The 23,242-nt window shown below is 57.6% G+C and carries 25 protein-coding genes and 4 pseudogenes; 2 read left to right on the top strand and 27 right to left on the bottom strand.

Annotation, left to right across the window (positions count from 1 at the left end):
* Positions 1 to 24 precede the first annotated feature (24 nt).
* The 11 genes and pseudogenes from OMP40_RS34640 to OMP40_RS34590 all read right to left on the bottom strand — a co-directional run.
* A pseudogene (locus tag OMP40_RS34640) lies at positions 25 to 822 on the bottom strand (carbohydrate-binding protein); the annotation flags it as partial.
* Entirely contained in the window at positions 731 to 1,264 is a 534-nt protein-coding gene (locus OMP40_RS34635) for a family 43 glycosylhydrolase (RefSeq protein WP_277538301.1), read from the bottom strand. The gene OMP40_RS34635 and the pseudogene OMP40_RS34640, both read right to left, overlap by 92 nt.
* 19 nt (positions 1,265 to 1,283) lie before the next feature.
* Entirely contained in the window at positions 1,284 to 2,102 is an 819-nt protein-coding gene (locus tag OMP40_RS34630) for a carbohydrate ABC transporter permease (protein ID WP_277538300.1), read from the bottom strand.
* Positions 2,102 to 2,608 carry a carbohydrate ABC transporter permease gene (locus tag OMP40_RS34625; protein WP_277538299.1) on the bottom strand — a complete coding sequence of 169 codons (507 nt, stop codon included), beginning with the start codon at positions 2,606 to 2,608 and terminating at the stop codon, positions 2,102 to 2,104. Before OMP40_RS34625 ends, OMP40_RS34630 begins: the two co-directional genes overlap by 1 nt.
* A gap of 4 nt (positions 2,609 to 2,612) precedes the next feature.
* Positions 2,613 to 2,987, bottom strand: a complete 375-nt coding sequence (locus OMP40_RS34620) for a carbohydrate ABC transporter permease (protein ID WP_277538298.1) — start codon at positions 2,985 to 2,987, stop codon at positions 2,613 to 2,615.
* 68 nt (positions 2,988 to 3,055) lie between these two features.
* Positions 3,056 to 3,823: an extracellular solute-binding protein gene (locus OMP40_RS34615; protein WP_277539698.1), complete on the bottom strand. Its 768-nt coding sequence runs from the start codon at positions 3,821 to 3,823 to the stop codon at positions 3,056 to 3,058.
* A 95-nt stretch (positions 3,824 to 3,918) separates the two neighbouring features.
* Positions 3,919 to 4,203 (bottom strand): annotated as a pseudogene (locus OMP40_RS34610) (extracellular solute-binding protein); the annotation flags it as partial.
* A 347-nt stretch (positions 4,204 to 4,550) separates the two neighbouring features.
* Positions 4,551 to 6,146, bottom strand: coding sequence for a response regulator transcription factor (locus OMP40_RS34605; protein WP_277539697.1), 1,596 nt, complete (start codon positions 6,144 to 6,146; stop codon positions 4,551 to 4,553).
* Positions 6,139 to 6,864: a sensor histidine kinase gene (locus OMP40_RS34600; protein WP_277538297.1), complete on the bottom strand. Its 726-nt coding sequence runs from the start codon at positions 6,862 to 6,864 to the stop codon at positions 6,139 to 6,141. Before OMP40_RS34600 ends, OMP40_RS34605 begins: the two co-directional genes overlap by 8 nt.
* A gap of 13 nt (positions 6,865 to 6,877) precedes the next feature.
* Entirely contained in the window at positions 6,878 to 7,924 is a 1,047-nt protein-coding gene (locus tag OMP40_RS34595) for a cache domain-containing protein (protein ID WP_277538296.1), read from the bottom strand.
* Positions 7,925 to 8,182: 258 nt separating this feature from the next.
* Positions 8,183 to 9,457: an S-layer homology domain-containing protein gene (locus tag OMP40_RS34590; protein ID WP_277538295.1), complete on the bottom strand. Its 1,275-nt coding sequence runs from the start codon at positions 9,455 to 9,457 to the stop codon at positions 8,183 to 8,185.
* Here OMP40_RS34590 and OMP40_RS34585 point away from each other — a divergent pair.
* On the top strand, positions 9,444 to 9,653 hold the full coding sequence (locus tag OMP40_RS34585; protein WP_277538294.1) for a hypothetical protein: 210 nt from the start codon (positions 9,444 to 9,446) through the stop codon (positions 9,651 to 9,653). The two genes, OMP40_RS34590 and OMP40_RS34585, sit on opposite strands and share 14 nt — an antisense overlap.
* A gap of 255 nt (positions 9,654 to 9,908) precedes the next feature.
* Here the strand turns inward: OMP40_RS34585 and OMP40_RS34580 are convergent, their stop codons facing one another.
* From OMP40_RS34580 to OMP40_RS34545, 10 genes and pseudogenes are all read right to left on the bottom strand, one after another.
* Positions 9,909 to 10,076: an SBBP repeat-containing protein gene (locus OMP40_RS34580; protein ID WP_277538293.1), complete on the bottom strand. Its 168-nt coding sequence runs from the start codon at positions 10,074 to 10,076 to the stop codon at positions 9,909 to 9,911.
* Positions 10,060 to 10,173, bottom strand: a complete 114-nt coding sequence (locus OMP40_RS42745) for a hypothetical protein (RefSeq protein ID WP_420872106.1) — start codon at positions 10,171 to 10,173, stop codon at positions 10,060 to 10,062. The genes OMP40_RS34580 and OMP40_RS42745 overlap by 17 nt, the downstream gene beginning before the upstream one ends.
* A 133-nt stretch (positions 10,174 to 10,306) precedes the next feature.
* A pseudogene (locus OMP40_RS42740) lies at positions 10,307 to 10,597 on the bottom strand (hypothetical protein); the annotation flags it as partial.
* Positions 10,524 to 10,691, bottom strand: coding sequence for a hypothetical protein (locus OMP40_RS34570; protein WP_277538291.1), 168 nt, complete (start codon positions 10,689 to 10,691; stop codon positions 10,524 to 10,526). The gene OMP40_RS34570 and the pseudogene OMP40_RS42740, both read right to left, overlap by 74 nt.
* The gene (locus OMP40_RS34565; protein ID WP_277538290.1) at positions 10,678 to 11,139 is read right to left on the bottom strand and encodes an NHL repeat-containing protein; all 462 of its coding nucleotides are present in this window, start codon (positions 11,137 to 11,139) and stop codon (positions 10,678 to 10,680) included. The genes OMP40_RS34570 and OMP40_RS34565 overlap by 14 nt, the downstream gene beginning before the upstream one ends.
* Positions 11,140 to 11,152: 13 nt before the next feature.
* Positions 11,153 to 11,320, bottom strand: a complete 168-nt coding sequence (locus tag OMP40_RS42735) for a hypothetical protein (protein WP_420872105.1) — start codon at positions 11,318 to 11,320, stop codon at positions 11,153 to 11,155.
* A complete protein-coding gene (locus OMP40_RS42730; protein ID WP_420872104.1) occupies positions 11,307 to 11,498 on the bottom strand; it encodes an SBBP repeat-containing protein in 192 nt (63 codons plus the stop codon). The genes OMP40_RS42735 and OMP40_RS42730 overlap by 14 nt, the downstream gene beginning before the upstream one ends.
* On the bottom strand, positions 11,452 to 11,718 hold the full coding sequence (locus OMP40_RS34555) for a hypothetical protein (protein WP_277539695.1): 267 nt from the start codon (positions 11,716 to 11,718) through the stop codon (positions 11,452 to 11,454). Before OMP40_RS34555 ends, OMP40_RS42730 begins: the two co-directional genes overlap by 47 nt.
* 293 nt (positions 11,719 to 12,011) lie before the next feature.
* The gene (locus tag OMP40_RS34550; RefSeq protein ID WP_277539694.1) at positions 12,012 to 12,452 is read right to left on the bottom strand and encodes a carboxymuconolactone decarboxylase family protein; all 441 of its coding nucleotides are present in this window, start codon (positions 12,450 to 12,452) and stop codon (positions 12,012 to 12,014) included.
* A gap of 54 nt (positions 12,453 to 12,506) precedes the next feature.
* The gene (locus OMP40_RS34545; RefSeq protein WP_277538288.1) at positions 12,507 to 13,466 is read right to left on the bottom strand and encodes a sigma-70 family RNA polymerase sigma factor; all 960 of its coding nucleotides are present in this window, start codon (positions 13,464 to 13,466) and stop codon (positions 12,507 to 12,509) included.
* Positions 13,467 to 13,698: 232 nt separating this feature from the next.
* On the opposite strand from OMP40_RS34545, the pseudogene OMP40_RS34540 reads away from it, so the two are divergent.
* Positions 13,699 to 14,569: pseudogene (locus OMP40_RS34540) on the top strand (NAD-dependent epimerase/dehydratase family protein).
* Positions 14,570 to 14,656: 87 nt separating this feature from the next.
* On the opposite strand, the gene OMP40_RS34535 reads toward OMP40_RS34540, so the two are convergent.
* From OMP40_RS34535 to OMP40_RS34510, 6 genes are all read right to left on the bottom strand, one after another.
* Entirely contained in the window at positions 14,657 to 15,808 is a 1,152-nt protein-coding gene (locus OMP40_RS34535) for a hypothetical protein (protein WP_277538287.1), read from the bottom strand.
* Between the two features lie 449 nt (positions 15,809 to 16,257).
* Positions 16,258 to 18,090, bottom strand: coding sequence for a glutamine--fructose-6-phosphate transaminase (isomerizing) (glmS, locus tag OMP40_RS34530; RefSeq protein ID WP_277538286.1), 1,833 nt, complete (start codon positions 18,088 to 18,090; stop codon positions 16,258 to 16,260).
* A gap of 618 nt (positions 18,091 to 18,708) precedes the next feature.
* The gene (gene glmM, locus OMP40_RS34525; RefSeq protein ID WP_277538285.1) at positions 18,709 to 20,049 is read right to left on the bottom strand and encodes a phosphoglucosamine mutase; all 1,341 of its coding nucleotides are present in this window, start codon (positions 20,047 to 20,049) and stop codon (positions 18,709 to 18,711) included.
* Between the two features lie 16 nt (positions 20,050 to 20,065).
* Entirely contained in the window at positions 20,066 to 21,280 is a 1,215-nt protein-coding gene (locus tag OMP40_RS34520; protein ID WP_277538284.1) for a CdaR family protein, read from the bottom strand.
* A 269-nt stretch (positions 21,281 to 21,549) separates the two neighbouring features.
* Positions 21,550 to 22,395 (bottom strand): diadenylate cyclase CdaA, encoded by an 846-nt coding sequence (gene cdaA / locus OMP40_RS34515; protein ID WP_277538283.1) that lies wholly within the window; start codon positions 22,393 to 22,395, stop codon positions 21,550 to 21,552.
* 172 nt (positions 22,396 to 22,567) lie between these two features.
* Positions 22,568 to 23,176: a zf-HC2 domain-containing protein gene (locus OMP40_RS34510; RefSeq protein ID WP_277538282.1), complete on the bottom strand. Its 609-nt coding sequence runs from the start codon at positions 23,174 to 23,176 to the stop codon at positions 22,568 to 22,570.
* Positions 23,177 to 23,242: the final 66 nt, after the last annotated feature.

Below are 23,242 nucleotides of genomic sequence, written 5' to 3'. Positions count from 1 at the left end.
CCGCTCACGTTGAACAATCTGCCCGGGCCCCCCGCGGAAGACCAGATAGAGCGCATGAACGCCGCCCTCGGCGCTAACCTCGCAAGCGAACGTCCGCCAGCGCTGCCAGCCGCCCGTACGGGATACGCTGCACTTGCCGATCAGCGGCCCGTCGAACCGGTCCAATCGGACTTCGATGTCGCCGCCCTCGGTCATGCTGGCCGCCTGCACCTCGAAGGAGACTGCCCCATGTCCGAAATCCAAATATTTATAAGCCGCCCAGGCTCCGTCCTCGATCATGGACAAAAACTCGGCAGGCGGCCCCTCGACCGCAACCGGAAGTTCGGACGATTGCGTTCGCGCATTCCCGGCCAGCAAGCAGGCTCTGTAGGCATCCATGCGTTCGAATGCCGATATCGGTCCAAAGGCGCCCTGCGTCGTCATCTCGACTTCGGGAATGGATCCGTCCGCGTTGAAATGGATCGGTTCGACGCATACGCGGCGACTGTACGGGCTCCCGCGGGAAGAGCGATGGTAAAAGACGTACCACCGTCCGTCCCATTCGGCGATCGAGCCATGGTTATTCCAGGTATGCGGATCGCACCCGTCGTTGTCGACGATGACGCCGCCCTTCGTAAAAGGGCCGAGCGGAGACGCGCTTGTCGCATAGGACAAACAGGTCGCCTTGCCCCGCGAGGTGTCCGTATAGACCAAATAATAAATGCCGTTGCGCTTGCGCACGGAGGCGCCTTCATGAAAGCCGTGCTCCGCTTCGTTCAGCAGATGGCTGCGCACGGAGGCTGCGTCGAGCGAAGCCAGATCGGCCCGCATTCGCGCGCCCCGCGCGTGGAATTGGCCCCAATAGTAATAAACCTGGCCATCGTCGTCCAAAAAAGACCGCGGGGTCGATCGCGTCTCCGTGTGCGCCTTGCACCGGAACGGCGTCGGCGAACGGGCCTTGCGGAGCGTCGCCGACCGCCACCCCCTCGCCGTTGTCCGCCTGGCAAAAGTAAAGATAGTACTTGCCGTCCACGCAGATGCAGTCCGGCGCGTACAAAGGCATCTCCGACCAGGGCACGCCCGAGGCCTCTCCACGCGAACGAAAGCTTACGCCGTGGTCCGTCCATTGCTTCAGATCGCCGGAGGAGAACACCTTGTATTCGCAGCTGCAGTAGGCGGTATTGCCCTCGATATCCAGCGAACCGTATAAATAGAGACGCCCGTCCGACCACGCTCGGGCTTCCGCGTCGGGTACGAACGTGCCCGGAGGCAGCAGCGGATTCATCGTATTCCCATCCCTTCCGTCAAGCTTTTACGGCGCCTTGCGTGATGCCGGACACCATGTATCTCTGCCCGAACAAATAAATGAGAATCACCGGGATCGAAGTCAGCACCAGGTCCGCGAAGATCAAATTCCACTTGGAGATATACATGCCTTGAAAACGGTAGACCATCATCGGCATCGTCCACTTGCTCGCATCGACAAAATAGATTTGCGTGACGACGTCGTTCCAAACGCCCATGAAATTAAAAATCACGAGCGACATCGTAACGGGCGTCAGCAGCGGAAAAATGACGGAGAAAAACATCCGAAGCTTGCCTGCCCCGTCGATAATGGCCGCCTCGTCCATTTCGCGAGGCACGGTTTTCATGAATCCCGTGTACAGGAAAACGCCGATCGGCATCGTTTGGGAGAGCAGGACGACGATCACGGAATAATACGTGCCGACGAGTCCCATCTTTTGCAGCATAAAATAGGTAGGAATAATCGCGCCGGGAAGAATGATCCCCGACAGGAAGAGGTAATAGCTGAATTCGGTCAAGCGCGTCTGCATCCGCGCGATCGCGAAAGCGCCCATCGAGCTGAACAGCACGGAAAATACGATAATGACGGCGCAATAGAACAGGCCGTTCAGAAAGGCATCGGCGATGTTCGCTTCCTTAAAGACGGTCGCGTAATTTTCGAAGGAAAAGCGCGACGGCCAACCGATGCCGAAAAATGCCGCTTCCTTTTGCGATTTGATGGAATTGACAACGACCATCCACACCGGAATGACGAATACGAGCGAAAACAGCAGCATGACCGCCTCGGCCGCATAGCGATAAGCGCCGGCGACGCGCATCAGTACTCCACCTCCGTCCGTCGGAGCAAGGACAACAGCACGAAGCTGATCGCGCAGACGAGGATGGTGAACAACAGACTGATCGCGGAAGAGTATCCGAACAGTCCCATGGCAAAGTTTTTATAGATCAATGTCCCGAATACCTGCGTGGCGTCGTTAGGACCGCCGTTCGTCAACGCGAACACCTGCCCGAATACCTTTAAGCCCCCGATCAAGCCCAAGATCAAATTGACCGTAATCGAAGGCATGATCAACGGGACGGAAATATGCCGAAGCTTCTGGAAGGCGCTGCATCCGTCCAATTCGGCGGCCTCGTAATAATCGGACGGAACCGACTGCAAGCCTGCCAAATAGAGCAAAATCGTCACGCCTATGCCGCTCCAGATCGACATGACGATGACGCTGTTCATGGCGAAAGCGGCATCGTTCAGCCAATCCCGCGCCAAGCCCCCAAGGCCGATATTGCGGAGAAATACGTTAATCGGACCGTACTGCGGGTTGTACAAAGCATTAAAAATCGGCGCGACGACGACGAAGCTGAGCGTCGTGGGAATAAAAAAAGGCGCTTCTGTAGAAATTTTGAAGCTTCAATTTTGCGTTCATGACGACGCCCAGCAAAAATCCGAGCACGTTGCCCGCCACGACGGTCACGATCGTAAAGTAGAACGTGTGCCATATGGAATCGACCAATATCGTTTCGTCCAGCATCATCTTGAAATTGTCCAGCCCGTTAAACCGTATCTCCGTGAGATGATAGATGGACCAATCCGTAAATCCGAAAACAAGATTGAGCAAATTCGGTAAAATAAAGAAAACGAAGTAGACAAGCATCCCCGGCAGCAAAAACGCGGCAGTGTAGAACCTGCGGTTCCCTCTAAGCCCCATCCCTCGAACACCTCTCGATGTGACATGCCCTGAAGCCGATCGTTCAGGGCATGCTTTCTGACCTTGATTTAAAAACCCGGTATCCCTTTCGCCTTGTTCGCTTTAGCCAGGCCGCTCTGCATATCCGCGAGCGCCTTGACCGGATCTTTCCCCGCGAAGAGCGCCTGGGCCGCGGCCCCGATGTCACCCGCATTGAAGCCGGTGCCGACTTTGAAGTTGGCGATCGCGGATACGAACATTTCGTTGTCGTGCGCAACGCCGCTTGTGAGCAAAGACTGCATTTCGGTATCCCAAGGATTCGCTTTCGTCTCGTAGCCAAGCACGTTCGCGCCGGGCCGCACCTCGTACATCGCTTTCATGACTCTCTCGCTCAGGACAAAATTAACGAAGTCCTCCGCCGCTTCTTTTTGCCGCGATTGGGCCGGAATGTACAGGGAAGCGCCTGCGCCCGTCTTCATGACGTTGAAGTCGGCGGGATCGTCGCCCCAATTGACGCCGGTCATCGAGATATCCGCAGCCTGGTCGGGATAGTTGCTCTGGAAGTCCGTATACAGCCAGTTGCCGCCCGCCACGAACGCAGTCTTGCCTTCCGCAAGCGCTTGCTCCGCCATCGCCATCGTCGCCGACAGCATATCGTCGTTCATGTACCCTTTGGTCTTGAAGTCCAGCACGCGCTTGAACATATCCACGAGCGCCGGCGAATCTTGAAGCTGGAGCTTGTTCGTGTAGACGCCTTCGGCGAAAGACGCCTCCTTGATCGGTACGTATTGGGAGCCGATATATACGAGAATTTGCGCCGTCCAGCCGTCTTTGTTCGGAAGGTAGAGCGGCGTGATGCCCAGCTTCTTGACCGCCTCGAGCGCCGCGACGAATTCTCCGTACGTTTTGAGGGGGAAGCTTCACGCCCGCTTGCTCGAGCACTTTTTTTGTTGTACATCATGCCCTGGAAGTCCGCGCTGCCGAATGGCGCCGCATAGACGTTGTCGTCGCCGGCGATCATCACGCCGGTTCTTGGACCGGAGGATTTGTCGACGCGTTCGACCCAGGGACCGGTCAGAGGCGCGATCTGACCGGGGCCGAAGTCGCTGATCGACGTATTGAAGGCGAACACGTCGGGCACGTCGCTGGTCGCCAGCTTCGCTTTGAGAATGTTCATGAACTGGTCGTCCGGATAAATTTGCGGCTCGATCTTGTTGCCGGTCTCTTCTTCGTACATCTTGATCGCCGTTTTCAGGTTGTCATAATTCCACCAGGTGTTAAACGTCGCGAAAGTCAGCGTAACGGGCTTTTGGTTGTCGGAGGGCGATTCGGCCGCGGCCGTCCCCGAGGCCGTCGCGGTCGCCGTGTCCAGGGCCGACGGGCTCGACGAATGGTTTCCGTCGTTCCCGTTGCCGCAAGCGGAAAGGACGGGCAAAAGCGACAAGCAAAGCGTGCCGATGGCGGCGGTGCGCTTGATCCATTTCTTCAATTTCTGTTCCCCCCTAGCCGTATTTGTCGTTGCTTCATCAGTATAGGGCGAACGGATCGGCGTCAAAATGGACGAATGCTAATCGGAAGGATGGATTATTCGAAGGCGGCCCGATCGCCTTTGGTATGCGTCTCTCTGTACTCTGAAGGACTTGCGCCGGTCACCGATTTGAAAAGCCTGCTCAAATAATACGGGTCGTCGTACCCTACCGCGTCGGCGATATCCTTCAAGGGAATGGGCGGCTTGATCGCCAGCAGCTCCTTGGCCTTGCCGATTCGGAGCTGAATGATTCGCTCCAGCGGCGTCATGCCCTTCTGCTTCTTGTAAAGACTGCCCAGATAAGGCGCCACCACGCCGAAATGATCCGCGATCGACTGGACGGACAGCCGTTCGGCGAAGCGCTCCCGGATATAGCGGTCCGCCTGATCGGCGAGCGTAAGCGCGCGGCTTCCCTCGGAGGCCCCTCCGCCCCAAGCCTTGAACATCTCTTCAAGAAGGAAGGTCAGCCCCTCCTTCACGGCCTTGTAGGAGACGGCGTTGCTGATCAGCTCGTCGATCTCCAGATCCAGATCGATTCTGCGGCTTTCGGGGACGACGGCGCTCGCCGCCTGCGCTTGACCGGCAAGCCGTTTGAGCAGATTTTCAAGCAGCAGCTGCGGGGCGTCGTTCTCCCGGTAAACGTTCAAAAGACGGTAAACCTCCTGCAAGTAGGGCTCCTTCTTGCGATTGTCCAGGAAAAAGCCGAGCCTGCTCTCCGTCTTGGCGTCCAGGTGCAGGTTCTGCCCCGAAGCTTCGGATCGGCGAAGCGCTTCCGCTTCCGTATCCGAATCCGGCAGGATAAGTCCGGACTTGCCGAACACGACGCGCTTCTTGAGGACGATCTTCGCCATCTGCAGCAAAAACGGCAGGTCCGACAAGGCCTCCATCGCCCGGCTGGCCGTAACGGTCACGGGAAAGTTCCCGTCCAGCAGCCGTTCGTATATCGCGGCATACGAAGTCGCGTACGATTCGAGCGCCTGGCGAGAAGCCAGGACGACCAGCTTTTCGTTCCCGTGGTTAAACGGGTATATCCAGTAGTCTTCGCCGTCTCCGATCGATTCGCCGACGATCCGGTCCAGATCCGTCCGCAGCCAATAATCTTTGGCGGGCGTGAACCAGTCGCAGCTGAACGTGCATACGGAGCCCGGGCAGATCAGCAGCATGCCGTAAGATGCATACGGCGCGAACGCCGCCTGCAGCTTCGCTTGCGGGAGCTGGTCGTGGACGTCGCTCTCGACGAGCGATTCGAGCATAGCGCGGCGCTCCTCTTCGCGGACGCGGTTCAAATCGCCGTGCATCTTTTCCAGAAGCTGCTTCAAGGACGCATCGGATAACGGCTTCAGCAAATAATCCTCCACTTGATGCCGAAGGGCGCGCTTGGCATATTCAAAGTCCTGATATCCGCTAAGCAGCACGATCTTCGCTGCATTCCCGCGAGCCCTGAGCGCCTCGATCAGGCTTAGCCCGTCCATTTTCGGCATGCGAATGTCCGTGAAGACGACATCCGGATTCGACTGCGCGATCACTTCGAGCGCCGCCGTTCCGTTCATGGCCTCGCCCGCGATCCGGAAGCCGCTATGGGCGTCCCGGATGCTCCTGACGATGCTGCGAAGCAGCAGCGGTTCATCTTCCACGACGACGATTTTATACATCAGCTCCACGCTCCTTGCCTTCTGTACGTACGATGGTGCCGCCGATCTTTACTGTCGCTCCCTGACTGTTGTTCGAGATCTCGAATACGGCATCTTGCCCGTACAGCATTTTTAATCGGATATAGACGTTGCTGACCGTCATGCCGCCGATCTCGAGCTGGTTGCTGAAGTCGTGGTTCGACAGGTTGGTATCGTGCTTCCGGAATTGCTCCTCGATCCGCCGAAGGGCGGACGGGGAAAATCCGCCTCCGTTGTCCTTGATTTCAAGCGCCCATGTCCGCTCCGTACGCGTTCCCGTTATGGCGACGCAATACGGCGGGGTCGCATTCGCGAATCCGTGCGAAAAAGCGTTTTCAACGAGCGGCTGCAAAATCAGCTTGGGTACGCGAATGCCGGCCAAGCTGTCGTCCAAATCGAACTTCGCTTCGATGAAGTCCTCGTAGCGAAGCTTCATCATGCGGATGTAGTTAACCGCATGCCCCCATTCGTCGGCGATATCGACGGAGGACTGCTTGTGCGAGGCCGTATAGCGCAGCATCCGGGAGAGACAATCGCACATCTCGACGACGACGGGCGCGTCCGCTTCCCGGGCGACGGAGCTGATCGCCATGAGCGAATTGAACAGGAAGTGAGGATCCATCTGCGATTGCAGCGCTTCAAAGTGAGCCTCCAGTTCCCTGGACCTCGCTTCGAGCATTTGATCGATCGAGTCGCGCATTTTCAGTACCGTCTTATTGAACGCGCGATTCAACAAGATGATTTCGTTCTGGGAGCCTTGAACGTTCAATTCGAGCGACGGCGATTGAAGGGAAACGGACGCCAGCGACTTCCTTAACGTTCGGATCGGCGCCGTTAACGAATTCGTAATCAAATAAATGACGATTAACGTAAACAAAAATAGGAGTACGCCCGCGGATACGATGATCTGCTGGACGCGCTTGACCGGCTTCATGAGATCGGCGCCGGAGATCGAATGGACGAACGTCCATTGGGTCGCCGGAGATACGTAACGGTATTCCATCCTTTTTGGAGGCGTGCGGCCGATCGTTCTCGTCTGGCTTCGAGTAGGGGTAGACGATGCGGCCCTCGCCATCCCGGATCGTCAAGCGAGACCCCTCGGGCAAAGACTTCTTGACGATGCCGTCCAGCAGGGAGGAGGGCTGTTGAATTTCCAGAAAGCCGATTGTCGTCCCGCCCTTCAGATAGAGCAGTCTGCGCACGAACGAGATGACGCTGACGGGCTCCCGCTCCGTAGACCATAGATCCGCATGCGGGGGCAAAAACAGCTCGTTGCCGCCTTTTTCATTGAGCTGCTCGATCCAGGGCAACGTTCGAAGATCCGCTATCCACATGCCGTCCGTCCGGGGCGTTATGGAATAGTTCACGAACGTATGCTTTCCGTTGTAAACGGCGACCCTTCGCGGGATGTCCCGAATGCCGATGATCGACAGCATCGTATCCTTGAACTGCATGCGCTCCGGCAGGTTCAGATCGAAATAGTTGCTGTCGCTGTTCTGATAGGGCAATGTGTCGAGCAGCATATCCTGCACGTCGTTGCTGAAGAGGAACAATTGGGACAGATTGTTCATCCGGTCGAGCAGCGCGTCCGTTTGCGCGGAGATCGCCTTGACGGTCTGCTCCATCTCGGCCGTCTTGCTGTTCGTCAACGAATGACTGATATAAAAATAAACGGTCAGCACGATTCCGAGGATAAGCGTCGAGAAGAACAAAGAATACAAAATAAAAACTTTCCACGCAAACGTGAGTCGCATTTTCACCTTGTCTTCTCCCCTCGCGTCGATAACAATCTATTATTCACGATCTTTCCTCTCTCGGGAATGCAGAAATGCTAAAAACGAGGATGGATTTTTGCTAAATGTCGAAAAACGACTCTTTATGCCGAAACTTGTCTCCCTCAGTCTAAGCAATTCTTATAAAAACGAAAAGAGACCACCGTTAATGCGGCGATCTCTTTTCGTTGCACTATTTAATTGAATGAAGCAACGTCTTCAATCGCGGATTAAGCTCCAGCGCATTCAAGATGATTTGCAGCGCCTCTGCGCGCGTTGCACTGCTCCAGGGATCGAACGTTCCCTCCCCCTTTTGCCGCTGACGATGCCTGCTTGCGCTTCCGCTTTGATCTCGCCAGCTGCATAAGCGCCATTCAAATCCTTGAAGCTGCCCTTGGCTGTATCTTTCGCCACGTTATCCAGGTTTACGATGCGAGACAGCATCATGACCATTTCTTGACGTGTAATCGCGTTGTCCGGCCTGAACGAACCATCTTCATAGCCATTGATTACGCCTGCCGCGACAAGACGCTCAATCGCTTCTTTCGCCCAGCCATGACCGATATCCTTCAAGCTCACACGCGTATTGCTGCCGCCTTGGATGCCGAACACGCGATCCAGAATCACTGCGAACGCTGCGCGCGTGACGTTGCTATTCGGCCTGAGCGTCCCATCCTCGTAGCCTTTAATGACTTGCATTTTATAGAAAATAGCAATCGTCTTTTCCGCCCAGTGCCCTTGAATGTCGGCAAAATCAGCCGTTGCGTTCGCTTCCTTCGCTTCCGCGATTTTGGATTCAATCGTCTTTACCAAATCGGCTTCATCCACCATGCTGCTGTTGAATACATCTGCCGCAGGCTGTGGATTAGCAGGCGAATCGGGTGTCGTAGCAGGCTTCTCGGACGTTGACGTTGGCGTCGATGGATTGGTGCTGCCGGATGCCGTTCGCGGCGTTGCGCTCAATTCATTGGAAGCTGCGCTGATTCCGGAAGGATTAACGGCTTTTACGACAAAATAATACGTTGTCCCATTGGTTAATTCAGTGGCGTCATATGCGAGTCCGGTCACATTAGCTACCGCCTCCCCATAAATGCCGGGAACCGTCCCCTGATAAACGGCGTAGCTAACCGCCCCATACCCTGCACGCCAAGCCAGGCGCACGCGGCCGTCTCCTGCCGTAACAGCTTCCAGACTCGGCGCAACGGCTCCAGGCCAGGGGAGCGTCACCGTACGGCTCGTCATCTGCGGCAATCCCGTCGCATCGAAGGAGAGCTGCGCCCCCGTCACCTCGGCTGCGTTCGTTGCGCCAAGACCTGTAAATGCGACAACCCCCGAGTTCGCCGTCGCCGTTACCGTTCCCGTCAGCGTCCACGAGCCCGCATCCTTTTTCGACACCGTCACGACCGTGCCGCTGTCGCTCGTGCTCACGTTGCCGAAAGCATCGACAATCGCCACGACCGGCTGCTGCGCAAACGCGCCTCCGTTGCCGGCCGGAGCCGCAATGTCCGTGGTCAGCTCCATCGCAGCCGCGCTTCCCGCTTCTGGCGCGATGCTCACCGGATTCGCTGCCGGCGTCGCCACGCCCGCCACGCTAAAACCGATTGTTTGCGCAGCGGCCTTGTTCAACCTCAGGTTCGCTGTCGCGATGCCATTCGCGAACGTAACGCCGATCGTGTTCGGCCCTGTTGTCAAATCCGTCCCGTTAAAGCTGCCGTAAGAACCGTCGGGGGCCGCCGTATGACCGGAAATCGTCACATCGTGCGCCCCGTTAAACGTCGTATCCGTGTTCCCCAGCTCATCCTTAACCGTCAGCGTGACCGCATCGTCCGCACCGACCACGGGAGTCGCCGCAGCGACGGAAGCGATGACCGTTTTCGGTTCGTTCGTGATTTCTAATTTCTGGATTCTGTGATTGTCGAATTCGGACACGTACACGATCCCGTCACGATCTATCGCTATGCCGAGCGGACTGCTAAACTCGCCCAGGCCGCTGCCCGAGCCGCCGCCGCTCTTCTTCCACTCGCTCCATCCCCCCCGTAGCTGCCGTCAGCTTCTGGATGCGCTCGTTATTGGAATCGGCCACATAGACATTGCCGCTGTCGTCTACCGCCACGCTGTACGGTTCATCGAACTCGCCCAAGCCGCTGCCTGCGCCGCCGCCGCTCTTCTTCCACTCGCTCCACTCCCCCTGTCGCTGCCGTCAGCTTCTGGATGCGATGATTTCCCATGTCGGCCACATAGACATTCCCCCTCGCCGTCTACCTCTACGCCGGACGGATCGTTAAACTCGCCCAAGCCGCTGCCTGCGCCGCCTCCGCTCTTTTTCCACTCGCTCCACTCCCCGGTCGCTGCCGTCAGCTTCTGGATGCGATTGTTATTGGAATCGGCCACGTACACATTCCCGTTGCCGTCTACCGCTACGCCGCCGGGATAACCGAACTCTCCCAAGCCGCTGCCCGATCCGCCGCCGTTCTTCTTCCACTCGCTCCACGCGCCCGAGGCCACATCCAACTTCTGAATGCGGTGGTTATATGGATCTGCAACGTACATATTTCCGCTGCTGTCTACCTCAACATCCGTCGGCGAGTCAAACTCTCCCAAGCCGCTGCCCTGATCCGCCGCCGTTCTTCTTCCACTCGCTCCACGCGCCCGAGGCGACATCCAGCTTCTGAATGCGGTGGTTATCGAAATCGGCTACATATAGATTGCTCAGGTTGTCTACCGCCACGCCGACCGGATAACTAAACTCGCCCAAGCCGGAGCCGGCAACCGCTCCCCCGATACCCATATTGGCTCCAAAGTTCCGTAGCTGCCGTCCACTTCTGGATGCGGTGATTTCCGGCATCGGCCACATAGACATTCCCGCTGCTGTCCAGCGCCACGCCTCTTGGCTTATTAAATTGTTCCAGATCGCTGCCCGATCCGCCGCCGCTCTTCTTCCACTCGCTCCACACGCCCGAGGCGACATCCAACTTCTGAATGCGGTGATTTTTAGAATCGGCCACATACCATACATTCCCGCCGCTGTCTACCGCTACGTCGGACGGTTGGTTGAATTCGCCTAATCCGCTGCCCGTTCCGCTGCCCGTTCCGCCGCCGCTTTTCTTCCACTCGCTCCACGCGCCTGTAGAGATCGTGAGCTTTTGGATGCGGTTATTTTTAGAATCGGCCACGTACACATTCCCATCGCCGTCCACCGCCACGCCAGTGGGCTCATTAAACTCCCCCTAGGTCGCCGCCCGTCCCGCCGCCGCTTTTCTTCCACTCGCTCCATACGCCCGATACGGCATCCAGCTTCTGGATGCGATGATTTTTAGAATCGGCCACATACAAATTCCCGTCGCCATCTATCGCTACGCCGCGGGGATAACTAAACTCGCCCAAGCCGCTGCCCGATCCGCCGCCGCTCTTCTTCCACTCGCTCCATACCCCCCGTAGCTGCCGTGAGCTTCTGAATGCGGTGGTTATAATAGTCCGCCACATATACATTTCCGACGCTGTCTACCGCCACGCCGCTAGGGTTGGCAAACTCCCCCCGGTCCGCTGCCTGAGCCGCCGCCATCCTTCTTCCACTCGCTCCATACGCCTGTCGCCGCGGTCAGCTTCTGGATGCGATGGTTTTCAAAATCGGCCACGTATAGATTCCCGCCGCTGTCTACCGTTACGCTGTACGGATTAGCAAATGCTCCGAGATATTTATTGCTTCCTTGACCGATCTTGGCATATTGACTCCATTGATCCGCGGCTTGCGCCGGAAAAGCAAATAATGAGATAGAGAGCATAAAAATCAAAATGCCTGATACCCACCGTTTTCCGGCGAAATAAAACGTACTCCTCTGATTCATCGCTTTTACGCTCCTCTTCCTTGTCGCTTACATCCCTCCCTGCATACTACAAGATCATTCTCTCAAAATTCTCAAATGGCGAAACGGCAGTTCGACAAAAATCGGCCACGGCAGCATTCGCCGTGGCCGATCTCGCCTACTGTATCGACGCGGTTTGATTCAGCTCAATGGTATTACAGATTCTGTTGCGTAATGTAGAGCGACATGACCGTCTCCCCCCATGCTATCCATTATGCCGGAGGAGTCAAGCCCGTCGTGATCGCGATGCGGTTCCAGCCGTTGATCGTGATGATGGCTATCAGCAGCTCGCTGATCTCCTGCTCGCTGAAGTGGCGGGCCGCATCTTCGTACACGTCGTCCGGAACGTGATTGGATGCGACCAGGGTGACGGCCTCCGTCAACGCCAGCGCCGCGCGCTCCTGCGGAGTGAAGTAAGACGTTTCGCGCCAAGCGTTAAGCGTGTAGATGCGAACCTCCGATTCCCCCAGCTTTCGGGCGTCGGTTGCATGAATTTGGAGACAGAAGGCGCATCTATTGAGTTGCGAAGCGCGTATTTTTACAAGCTCCTTCAGTTTTTTGTCGAGACTTGCGCCATCCAGAAATTTTTCGAGTCCGACCATCGCCGTGAAAGCCGCAGGGTTAACCTCTTTCAACAACATTCTGGGTTCCATTGCCAATCACCCCTTAAATAGTTGTGCCGACCTGCTTGCATCGACATTCGCTATCTAAGACCAAGCGGCGAATCGGTTTGTGACACCCTCAAGCTTGTCAGGGTTCAAAATAATAAAAATGCGCGAGATCCGCTTTTCCGCATCCCAACCGAACACCATGACCATGGCCGGCTGGCCATTTTGGGTAACGATAAAACCGGGTTGGCCGCTCACGTCGACCGGCAAGAACGAATCGCCCATCGTACCTTTGCGCGCGTTGCCGATAAAGAATGCCGCGATGCGCTCGCTGCCCTCGATCGGATTGATCGCCGCGCGAGTCTTGTCGCCGCCATCGGTTACGAGTACGGCGTCATGCGCCAGCATGTCCACGAGCGCGGACGAATTTCCGGTCTCGGCCGCCTGTATGAACGCTTTGGCGATCGCCCATGCTTGTTCCTCGTTGCGCCGCATGGGATCGATCGCTTCCGCGCCGCCGCCTTCTCCCGCCAAGCCTTGCAGCTTTTCCTTTGCCCGACTGAAAATTTTGCGGCAATTCGCTTCCGACTTTTGCACGACGTCCGCGATTTCCCCATAGTCGAAGTCGAGCGTCTCGCGAAGCAGGAAGACCGCGCGCTCGACGGCAGTCAGCCTCTCCAGCATGACGAGCATCACATACGTGATGTTCTCTTGCCGCTCGATGTAATGGGCAGGATTTCCGTTTTTTCCGGTTGCGGATCCGAGCGCGGCGGGCGCACCGTCGACCCCGCCATCGGAAATGGCAGGCTCCGGGAGCCACTGCCCGACATAGAACTCGCGGCGTTTGCGAGCGGATTGCTTCAGTTTCAGGCTTCTGTTGGTGACCATTCGAACCAAATAAGCTTTTTCGTGCGTAATGCTGCCGCGATCCACAGTCATTGCATAATCGGCCAGCGCATCCTGCACGATGTCTTCCGCTTCGCTTAAGGAACCGAGCATCCGGTAGGCGAGCGTCATCAGCAGAGGACGGTACGATTCAACCGCCGACATATCCAACATTCCTTGCAACTCCTTATCTCAATCGAATCTATTAAATTTCGAATGATAGGTTTTCATGTCCCGTTATTATACTGCTTCTTTCCATTATTCTGCTAAACCTTATCGAATTCCATACAGCTCTTCATACGATTTATTTGTTATTTTCCATTTAGTTTAGCGCTTGCCGCATCTTATGTCACAAATGCGATAACAAATGGGTCTTAAATACAAACAGTAAAGGAGGCAGTAACAAATGAAGATTTTAGTTGCTGGAGCAAGCGGCGTCATCGGGAGGGCACTCATTCCGATGCTCGTACAAAAGGGACATGAAGTGATTGGGCTCATACGCAATCCGGAGCATGCAGAAAGCTTAAAAAAAAGTCGGAGCTTCATTCGTCCAGGCGGATGTATACGATCGCAAGAATCTGTTCAGCGTACTTGCCGAAACATCCCCGGAGGTGGTCATTCACCAACTGACTTCGCTGCAGGCTTTGGATCCGGAAGCCAATGCAAAAATTCGCGTGGAAGGAACGAGAAACTTAGTGGATGCTTCGCTCGCCGCCGGCGTTCGCCGGATGATCGCGCAAAGCATCACAATGACCTATGCGCCCGGAGAAGGGCCGGCAACGGAGGATTGTCCACTGGACTTCGAGGCTCCGGAACCGCAACTAACAAGCGTACATGGCGTTCATGCGCTGGAAACCGCCGCTGCGGAAATGCCGGAGCATGTCATACTCAGATACGGCGTGCTGTACGGCGAAGGGACCTGGTACGCTTCGAACGGCTTGTTCGCAGAGCAAGTTCGAATGGGGAAATTGCCCGCTACTGACGGCGTCGCTTCTTTTGTTCATACAGAAGATGCCGCACTTGCTGCTGTTTTGGCACTGGAATGGCCCACAGGCACGTATAACATTGTGGACAGCGATCCGGCAGCGGGTACCGAATGGGTGCCTGTGTATGCGAAAGCCCTTAACGCTCCCGAACCCAACACATTGCCAGGAAGCGGGCGAGCAGAACGCGGAGCGCTTAATACAAAGGCACTTCGGAATGGTTGGCGTCCGCGGTTCGCTTCATGGCGCGATGGTTTCCCTCAGACGCTTCATGAAGCGGCATCCGCAGAATAAACAATTGAACATGTTCAAAAAAAGCGGAGATTTTTGATCTCCGCTTTTTTTTCAAATGATTACCGTTCGCTTAACCCTATCCGCTCGTTAATCCCAGAAATAAATGCGAGGCGTCCCGTACAAGCTTGGGAATGCGTTGGCCTTACCGCTTTTGATATATTCGTACGGTCCCCATTTGGACTGGATCTGCGTCGGATTGCCGCTGGCGTCCCATGCCGTCACCTTGGCAAAGTGGAAGCCGCCGTAATAGATCGCATCGGGATAAGGCGCCGGCGTCATCGAATAGGAGGTGAACACGGTGCCCGCTCTGCCGCTGTAGATACCCTGCCTTAGCATAAAGTCGATAATGTAAGAATCCGGCTGCAGCGGCTCGACGACCGACCATTGATTGACGATATACTCGTAGCACATCTGCTCGTTGTTGGCAGGACCGAGGAAGCTATGGTCGTAAGGCGTGTTATAGTACCAGGTAGCGTCTGCGTTCTCGTAAAAGCTTCTCGTCTCGTACGTAACATAGAACGTAATCTCCTTCGATACCGTTGCGCCTCCGTACGTGGCCGTGATGCGCAGCTTGGGCATCGTCATGGCGCTGCCGCTTCCGACCGGAAAATGCGTGTTAAACGTGTGCGTCAGCTCGTAGCGGGTGCCCGTAATATTAGACAATGTCCCGAGCGTGGTCGTGTCGCCGCTTCCGTTCACGGCGGTCGCGGTCACGGAGGTCGGCGAACCCGTCACAAATGCGACGATGGTGTGCGTGCTTCCCTTGAGCAGGTAGGCGTTCGGAGACGGAGAGCCGATATCGACCAGTCCCGGACTCTGGGCGTTGATCTGCAAGTTCCAGGACGAAGGCGCCGGGTAGCCGACGGGAAACGTATGAATTTCATAGGTGCCGTCCAGTTGAATGTCGTACGTATTGCCGCTTGAGATATTGGCCGGCGAAGCGATCACGTTGCCCGTCGCAAGACTCTTGATGGCGACCATAATCCCGCTGCTGCCGGAGGAGAAGCGAAACGCATAGTTATCGAAGGTTGCGGTGACCTTCCGTCCCCCGGGGAAAAGATCGCTATCGGGGTAAAACGAGTCCATCGACATCGACGCGGACGTGGACGTATAACCGTTAACCGTGATTTGTCCCGGCGTCGCCGACGTCTGCGAGGGGAACAGAAGCGCCGCGAAAAGCGTGAATAACATGGAAAGAACTAGCACCGGTTTGTTCAGAAGCCCGACCGTACGAATCATTAAAATTCCTCCTGTTCATAAGTAATCTACCGGTACTCGATAACAGTACGATGAAACGAAAAAAGGTTTTCTCGCCTCAACACTGTTGGCAGCATCCATTGTTTTTTCAGCTACAGTGTCAGCAGATTATTGGGCATTCCTTCCTTTGGTATTTGTTTCTGGTTTAGCGTATTCTTTCTTCTTGAATCATTCAATAATCTTTAGAGGACAATTTGGTACTGCGAATGAATGAACGCCTTTTATGTCGTTTGCGAATGGCCTTCACCTTGTCCCCTATGCTCATCACATTAGCCCCCCTTTAAACAAAAGTAAGGCCGTCCCTATGCAGCAGGACGGCCCATGATTTATATAACATAACTTTTTGTAATTTTATCGGTCTGAACAAAACTTAATGTCCAAAACAACACTTTATTGTAATGAATCAATTTTATAACTGAACTTGCTGTTTATTACTCCACCGTCACGCTCTTCGCCAAATTCCGCGGCTTATCCACGTCATGCCCCAACGCCAGCGAAGCGTAGTACGACAGCAGCTGCAGCGGAATGACCGACAGGGCCGGCGTGAGCAGCGGCAGCGTGCGCGGGATGGCGAATTGGCGATCGACGGACTTCGCCGACTCCGCTTCGTGGCCTTCGTTGACGAGGCCGAGCACCTCGGCGCCGCGCGCCTTCACTTCCTTAATATTGCTAACGGTCTTCTCGAACAGGTCCTCCTGCGTGAGCAGCGCGATGACGGGCACGCCGTCCTCGATCAGCGCGAGCGTACCGTGCTTGAGTTCGCCCGCAGCATAAGCTTCGGAGTGAATGTACGAGATCTCCTTCAGCTTGAGCGAGCCTTCAAGCGCGACGGCGTAGTCGATGCCGCGGCCGATGAAGAACAGGCTGCTCGACTTCGCGATCGATTCGGCGATGCCTTTGACTGTATCAGCCTGGGCAAGGATGCGCTCGACCTGCTCCGGCAGCGCGTCCATCGCCGCCAGGATGTGCGCGATCTCCGCCTCTTCCTGCGTCCCCAGCGTCTGTGCCATGTACAGCCCGAGCAGGAAAAACGCGACCAGCATCGTGGAGTACGCCTTGGTCGATGCGACGGCGATCTCCGGACCCGCCAGCGTGATGATGACGTCATCCGCTTCGCGCGCGACCGAGCTGCCGACGACGTTGGTGATCGCCAGCACGCGGGCGCCGCAGCGCTTGGCTTCGCGCAGCGCGGCCAGCGTGTCGGCCGTCTCGCCCGATTGGCTCACGACGATGACGAGCGTATCCTTCGTGATGATCGGCGAGCGATAGCGATACTCCGACGCTACGTCGACCTCGACCGGAATGCGCGCCAGGCGCTCGATGACCGTCTTGCCGACCATGCCGGCATGCATCGCCGTGCCGCACGCGACGATGTGCACGCGGCTCACGGCGCGCAGCTGCTCGGCCGTGATCGACAGCTCGGGCAGGACGACCGAGCGTCCGTCCTCGCTGACGCGTCCGCGCATCGTGTCGCGGTACGCGCGCGGCTGCTCGTAGATCTCCTTCAGCATGAAGTGATCGTAGCCGCCTTTTTCCGCCGTCATCAGATCCCAGTTCACGCGGAAAACTTCCTTCGCGACCGGGCTGCCCTCGACCGTCAGCAGCTCGACGCCGTCGCGCGTCAGCACCGCCATCTCGCCATCCTCGAGAATGTAGATGTCGCGCGTATACTCGAGGATCGCCGGAATATCCGAAGCGATGAACTTCTCGCCTTCGCCGACGCCGATGATGAGCGGGCTCGCATAACGAACGGCTACGAGACGGTCCGGCTCGTGCTCGGTCAGCACGCCCAGCGCGAATGCGCCGCGCATCTTGCGGACGGCCTTTTGCACGGCCTTCACGATATCGCCTTCGTATTCGACGGCGATCAGATGCGAGATGACCTCCGTGTCCGTCTCGGACAGGAAGCGATGACCCGCGAGCATGAGCTCTTCCTTCAACTCGAGATAATTCTCGATGATGCCGTTATGCACGACGGAGAATTTGAGCGAGTTGTCCGTATGCGGATGCGAATTGGCATCCGACGGCTTGCCGTGGGTCGCCCAGCGCGTGTGCCCGATGCCGATCGTACCGCGCAGCGGATCGCCCGTCAGCCGATTTTCAAGATTAACCAGACGTCCGACGGCCTTCGTCACTTCAAGACCGCGCGCCGTCTGAACGGCGATGCCCGCAGAGTCGTAACCGCGGTATTCCAGCTTCTTGAGCCCTTCGATCAGAATGGGCTGAGACTCTCTAAATCCGATATATCCGACAATTCCGCACATTGCTATATGCCTCCGCTTCGGTCAACGTCCGATGGACGCGCCGGAGCCGGTCAGGCTGCCGCACGCCTATAGCAGACCGCGGACAACCAGGGGTACGCATGCAGATCCGCGATGCCAAGTCGGGCCCGGACGCCTCGCAGGCGTCCCGCCGGCCGCAGCCTTGCGCAGGATGAGCATTACCCGATATCCACGACATGTCGAGGCCCCCCGTGCTCCGGTTCGCCGGACATTCCGCTATAGTATGATTCCGATTCATTCATCTTATCGTGCCGGCGTATTGTGCGCCCGGTTGCCCTGAGCGATTTGTCTTCCGGCTGACGGCCCCGATTGGGCCGGGAGGTCCCCGCCGATCATCCGAACACCTCCACCTCGTCAACTCGCCGCGCGCCGGCGGCAAGTTCTGGCGCTTATGAAGCCAATGTAACCTCGACCCTGCCTTTCCTTCTTGAATGGCGTCCTTACTTATTACCCGCGGCTTGCGCCGATAATCTAACTCATCATATTCGTTTTGAAAATTCGGTGCAACCTTTATCCGCAACTTTCCGCCAAATGACCGTATTGCCCAGGAAATGACACCGCCCGGCATCGTCGACACCGGGCGCGCCAGCTTGCTGTCAATTAGACGAGCTCCGCGCGAATGACGTCGGCGATCGCTTCGACATGTCCTTCGATCTCCGCTTTGTCCGGCCCTTCGGCCATGACGCGGATAAGCGATTCCGTGCCGGACGGCCGCACCAGGATGCGCCCATTGTCGCCCAGCGCCGACTCCGCCGTCGCGACGGCGTCCGCGATCGCCGCATTGCCTTCATACTTCGACTTGTCCGCGACGCGAACGTTGACGAGTACTTGCGGATATTTGCTCATTACTTGCTTGAGATCGCCAAGCTTCTTGCCGGCGGCGACGATCGTGTCGACGAGCTGCAGCCCGGTCAGGATGCCGTCTCCCGTCGTATTGTGATCGAGGAAAATGACATGGCCGGACTGTTCGCCGCCCAAATTGAAGCCCCCGCGGACCATCTCTTCCATCACGTAGCGGTCGCCGACCGCCGTCTTAGCCGTCTTCAGGCCCAATCGGTCCGCGGCTTTGAAAAATCCGATGTTCGCCATGACCGTCGTCACGACCGTGTCGTGCTTCAGCCTTCCCCGGCCGCGCATCGCTTCGCCGCAGATGAGCAGAATATAGTCGCCGTCCACTTCTTCCCCGTTCTCGTCGATGGCGATGAGCCGATCCGCGTCGCCGTCGAACGCGAGGCCCAGATCGGCGCCGGCTTCCCGCACCTTGGCGGCCAGCTTCTCCGGATGCGTCGATCCGACGCCTTCGTTGATGTTCAGGCCGTTAGGCTGCGCGCCGATCGTCACGACCTCCGCGCCCAGCTCGCGGAAGATCGTCGGCGCGAGCTCGTAGGCGGCGCCGTGCGCGCAGTCCAGCACGATCTTCAATCCGGCGAACGAATGCTTCACCGTCAGCTTCAAATAATCGACGTACATCCGCTTCAGCGCCAAATCCGTCGTTACCGTGCCCAGGTCCTTGCCGACCGGCCGCGGCAGCGTATCTTCTTCGGCGTCGAGCAGGCGCTCGATCTCCGCTTCCTTCTCGTCGAGCAGCTTGAAGCCGTCGCCGCCAAAAAACTTAATGCCGTTATCCTGCACCGGATTGTGCGACGCCGAGATCATGACGCCCGCGTCCGCGCCGAGCGTGCGCGTCAAATACGCGACCGCCGGCGTGCTCACGACGCCGAGCCGAATGACGTCCGCGCCGATCGACAGCAATCCCGCCGCAAGCGCATTTTCCAGCATCGCCCCCGATACGCGCGTATCGAGACCGATAATGACCTTCGGGCGCTGCGCGCCACCCGCCAGTACGTAGCCGCCGCAGCGGCCGATCTTATATGCAAGCTCGGCGGTGAGCTCCAAGTTGGCTACGCCCCGAACGCCGTCCGTTCCGAAATATTTCCCCATGCTCCTCTTGACCCCTTCATTCCCAATTCATGTTCCCGACGAAATGCAGTTCGTACCCCCCGATACTGCCTAAGCGCCGTCCGTCGGCGATGGCGCCGACGACGGCGTGACGCTCGGCGTCGGCCCCTGGGACGGGCTTGGCGTCGGCGATTCCCCCCTCGGTCCCGCCCGCGCCTGCCGTGTCCGTCCCCGTCGACTCGCCGCCCTCCGGCTCGGTCATGCCGCCCGAGGCGGCCTCGTCCGTCGTCGACGCGCCAGGCGTAGGCGTCGGCTCCGTGCCGATGTTCGTAATCTCGACTTCGATCGATGTGTTGCCTCCGCTCTGATCCACGAATCGCGGCGAATTCACGTTCAGCGGAATCGTGTACGTGCCGGGACCGCGTCCGCTAAGGTCGGCCTCGACGCTGACATCGCCCGGCTGCAGCTTGTCGAGCACGGCCGGGGCGCCTTTGAACGTAATGTCCGCCTGACCGTTCGCCGGCTTCGTGATCTGCATCTTGAGGCCGTTGCCGAGCCCCTTAACCGTTATCGGCAGGCCCTGGATCGTCCGCGTCTGCGTCAGCACGACCTGGACATCGACGGTGATCGCCGCCGGGGATACTTCCGTTACCGCATCGGACTTGCTCAGCGCGATATCGACTTTGCCCGACTTGGTCACCTCGGACAGGTTGAGATCCGTTTCGATGAAGTCGATCTTGTCCAGCTCCGCCTGCGGTCCGTAGATCGTCGCCTGCTCCGCGCTCGGGGTCAGATTCGCGACGCTGAGGCCCGCTGGCAATTGACCGATCAGCTTGAGCTGGATCGGCACCTGCTTGAACGGATTGGTGATCGGCACTTCGACCTCGAGCACGGCAGGATCGACCTCCGCGCCCGGAATCTCCTGTCCGGAGCCGTCGTAGGCAATCAGCTTCACGCTCTTGTCCTTGAGCGTCTTGTCCGCGCCATCGATGGAGATCGAGCCGCCGACGTGATCGACGCGATCCATCTCGCTCGCCGGTAGCGTCACATGGACCCGGTTCGTCGGACGCAGCACGGGCGCTCCCGCCTTGTAGCCTTCCTTCGGCGTTCCCTTCGTCGTCACTTGAACCTCGAATTCCTTGGTCTGCAGCTCCTCCAGCTCGACCGTCACGGTCGAGGGTTCGACCTGGATCGTCTGAATGCTTCTGGGCAGATCCGTTCTTAGCGTTATCGTATGCGTGCCGGCCTTGACTGTGCTTAGATCGGCCTCCACGATATATCCGCCGTCCGAACGCGCGGCGAGCAGGTCGCTCGGCGTCCCCCCGCACGATCAGCTTGACCTTTGTCGGGTCCATGCTTTTCAGCACATAGCTCTGCTCGTCCAGTCCGCGCACCTGCACCTTCACGTCGGTAAACGTGCGCGTCTCGATAAGCGAAGCGACGTTGTTCGGCGTCGAATCGGGATTAAAGTGAACGACCGCCCACAGCAGGATGCCGAGCGCCAGCGAGATGAGCCGTACGGCGTTGGGATGGCTGAGCCACTTATCCATGGCCGTCACCGCCTTTCCGCCGCCAGAACTTCCAAGTGATGTTCCAGCTCCGGCCGGTCTTCTTCGCGTTCGTCTGGCGAAGCTCGTCGAACAGCTTGGAGATCAGCGACTCCTCCTTGATGTCCCGCACGATCTGTCCGTTCAGCGCGAGCGATACGTGCCCCGTCTCCTCGGAGACGACGACCGAGATGGCGTCGCATACCTCGCTGATGCCGATGGCGGCGCGGTGACGGGTGCCCAGCTCCTTCGAGATGAACGGATTTTCCGACAGCGGCAAATAGCAGCCCGCCGCCATGATCTCGCCGCCGCTCACGATGACGGCGCCGTCGTGCAGCGGCGTGTTGGGAATAAAAATATTGATGAGCAGCTCCGAGCTGATCGCGGACTTCATCTTGATCCCGGTCTCGATGTAGTCGCCGAGGCCCGTGCGCCGCTCGAAGACGATCAAGGCGCCGATCTTGCGTCTCGCGAGGTATTGAACGGCCTTAATGACCTCGTTGATCGGATGGCTGATATCATGCTCCTCCAGGGAGGAACGGCTGAACAACGTGCCGCGGCCGAGCTGCTCGAGGGCTCTGCGAAGCTCCGGCTGGAAGATGATCAGAATGGTCATGATCCCGAACGGGAACAGCTGATTCATCACCCATTTGAGCGTATACAGATTCAGCCACGTGCTGAGCGCCCAGGTGAGCACGAGCAACAGGATGCCTTTAAGAAGCTGCACGGCCTTCGTGCCGCGCACCAGCAGGATCATGCGGTATATAAGATAGCTGACGATGAGGATGTCGGCGGCGTCCTTGACGGCGCCCCACACCGTTAAGTTCTCGAAATAATCCAAGACGCACCCCCCGTCTGGCGTCTCGATCGGGTTTCCCGAATCTTGTCAGATTGCGCTTAGGATATGTACCTATTGTTTTCTATAAACGAACTTCTAAATCCTGTTTAGAATACAAAAAAACCTCCCCCGATGTCCAGGGAGGCCGCCTTGTCTGGCCGCCGGACGGCGGCCGTCAAGTTCCGTAAGCCACCGTGTCGAACCAGGTCGTCACCTTGTACCAAGCCCAGTCGAGCGCCCGGTCCACGGTCTTCACCTTGCCGGCGATATGCGCGGTCGACGCGAGCGTCACGTTGCCGTCGATGACGGTCAGGTTGCCCTCGACTTCGCCGAGCACCTCGGCTTCGCCGTTCTTGATCGTCAGGTCGCCTTCGACCTTCTGCCCGGCGGGCACGATCACCTTGTTGCCCTCGATCACGACGTGCGACAGGTCTCCGCTCAGGCTGAGCTGATCGTCCTGATTCCACATCGCGACGAAGCTGGACAGCATGACGACCAGGAAGATCGCCGCCGCCGATGCCGCCGGATGCCGTTGCACCCACGAGGTCCACACCTTCGGGCTCCGCTTCTTGGGCAGCGCGCCCATGATGGCGTCGGTCAGATGGGACGGCGCAGCCGGGACAGGCTGGGCATATATCAAAGCTTCCGTTCGCTCAAGCGCCCCGTAGCGCTCCTCGCAGGCCGGACATTCGCGAAGATGTTGCTGCAGCAGCACGGACTCCTCGCGGGGCAGATCCCCGTCGAGATAATCGTGCATACGCTTCACGGCATCGTTGCACTTCATGATAGCCATCCCTTTCTGCACAGGAGAACATAAAGCCTCCTTTGCGAATGCTTCTATACTGTACGT

The sequence above is a fragment of the Cohnella rhizosphaerae genome, assembly GCF_029525575.1.
GTDB lineage: Bacteria > Bacillota > Bacilli > Paenibacillales > Paenibacillaceae > Cohnella > Cohnella rhizosphaerae.
The sequence above is the reverse complement of the archived record's forward strand: the minus strand, read 5'-3'. Positions and strand labels throughout refer to the sequence as shown.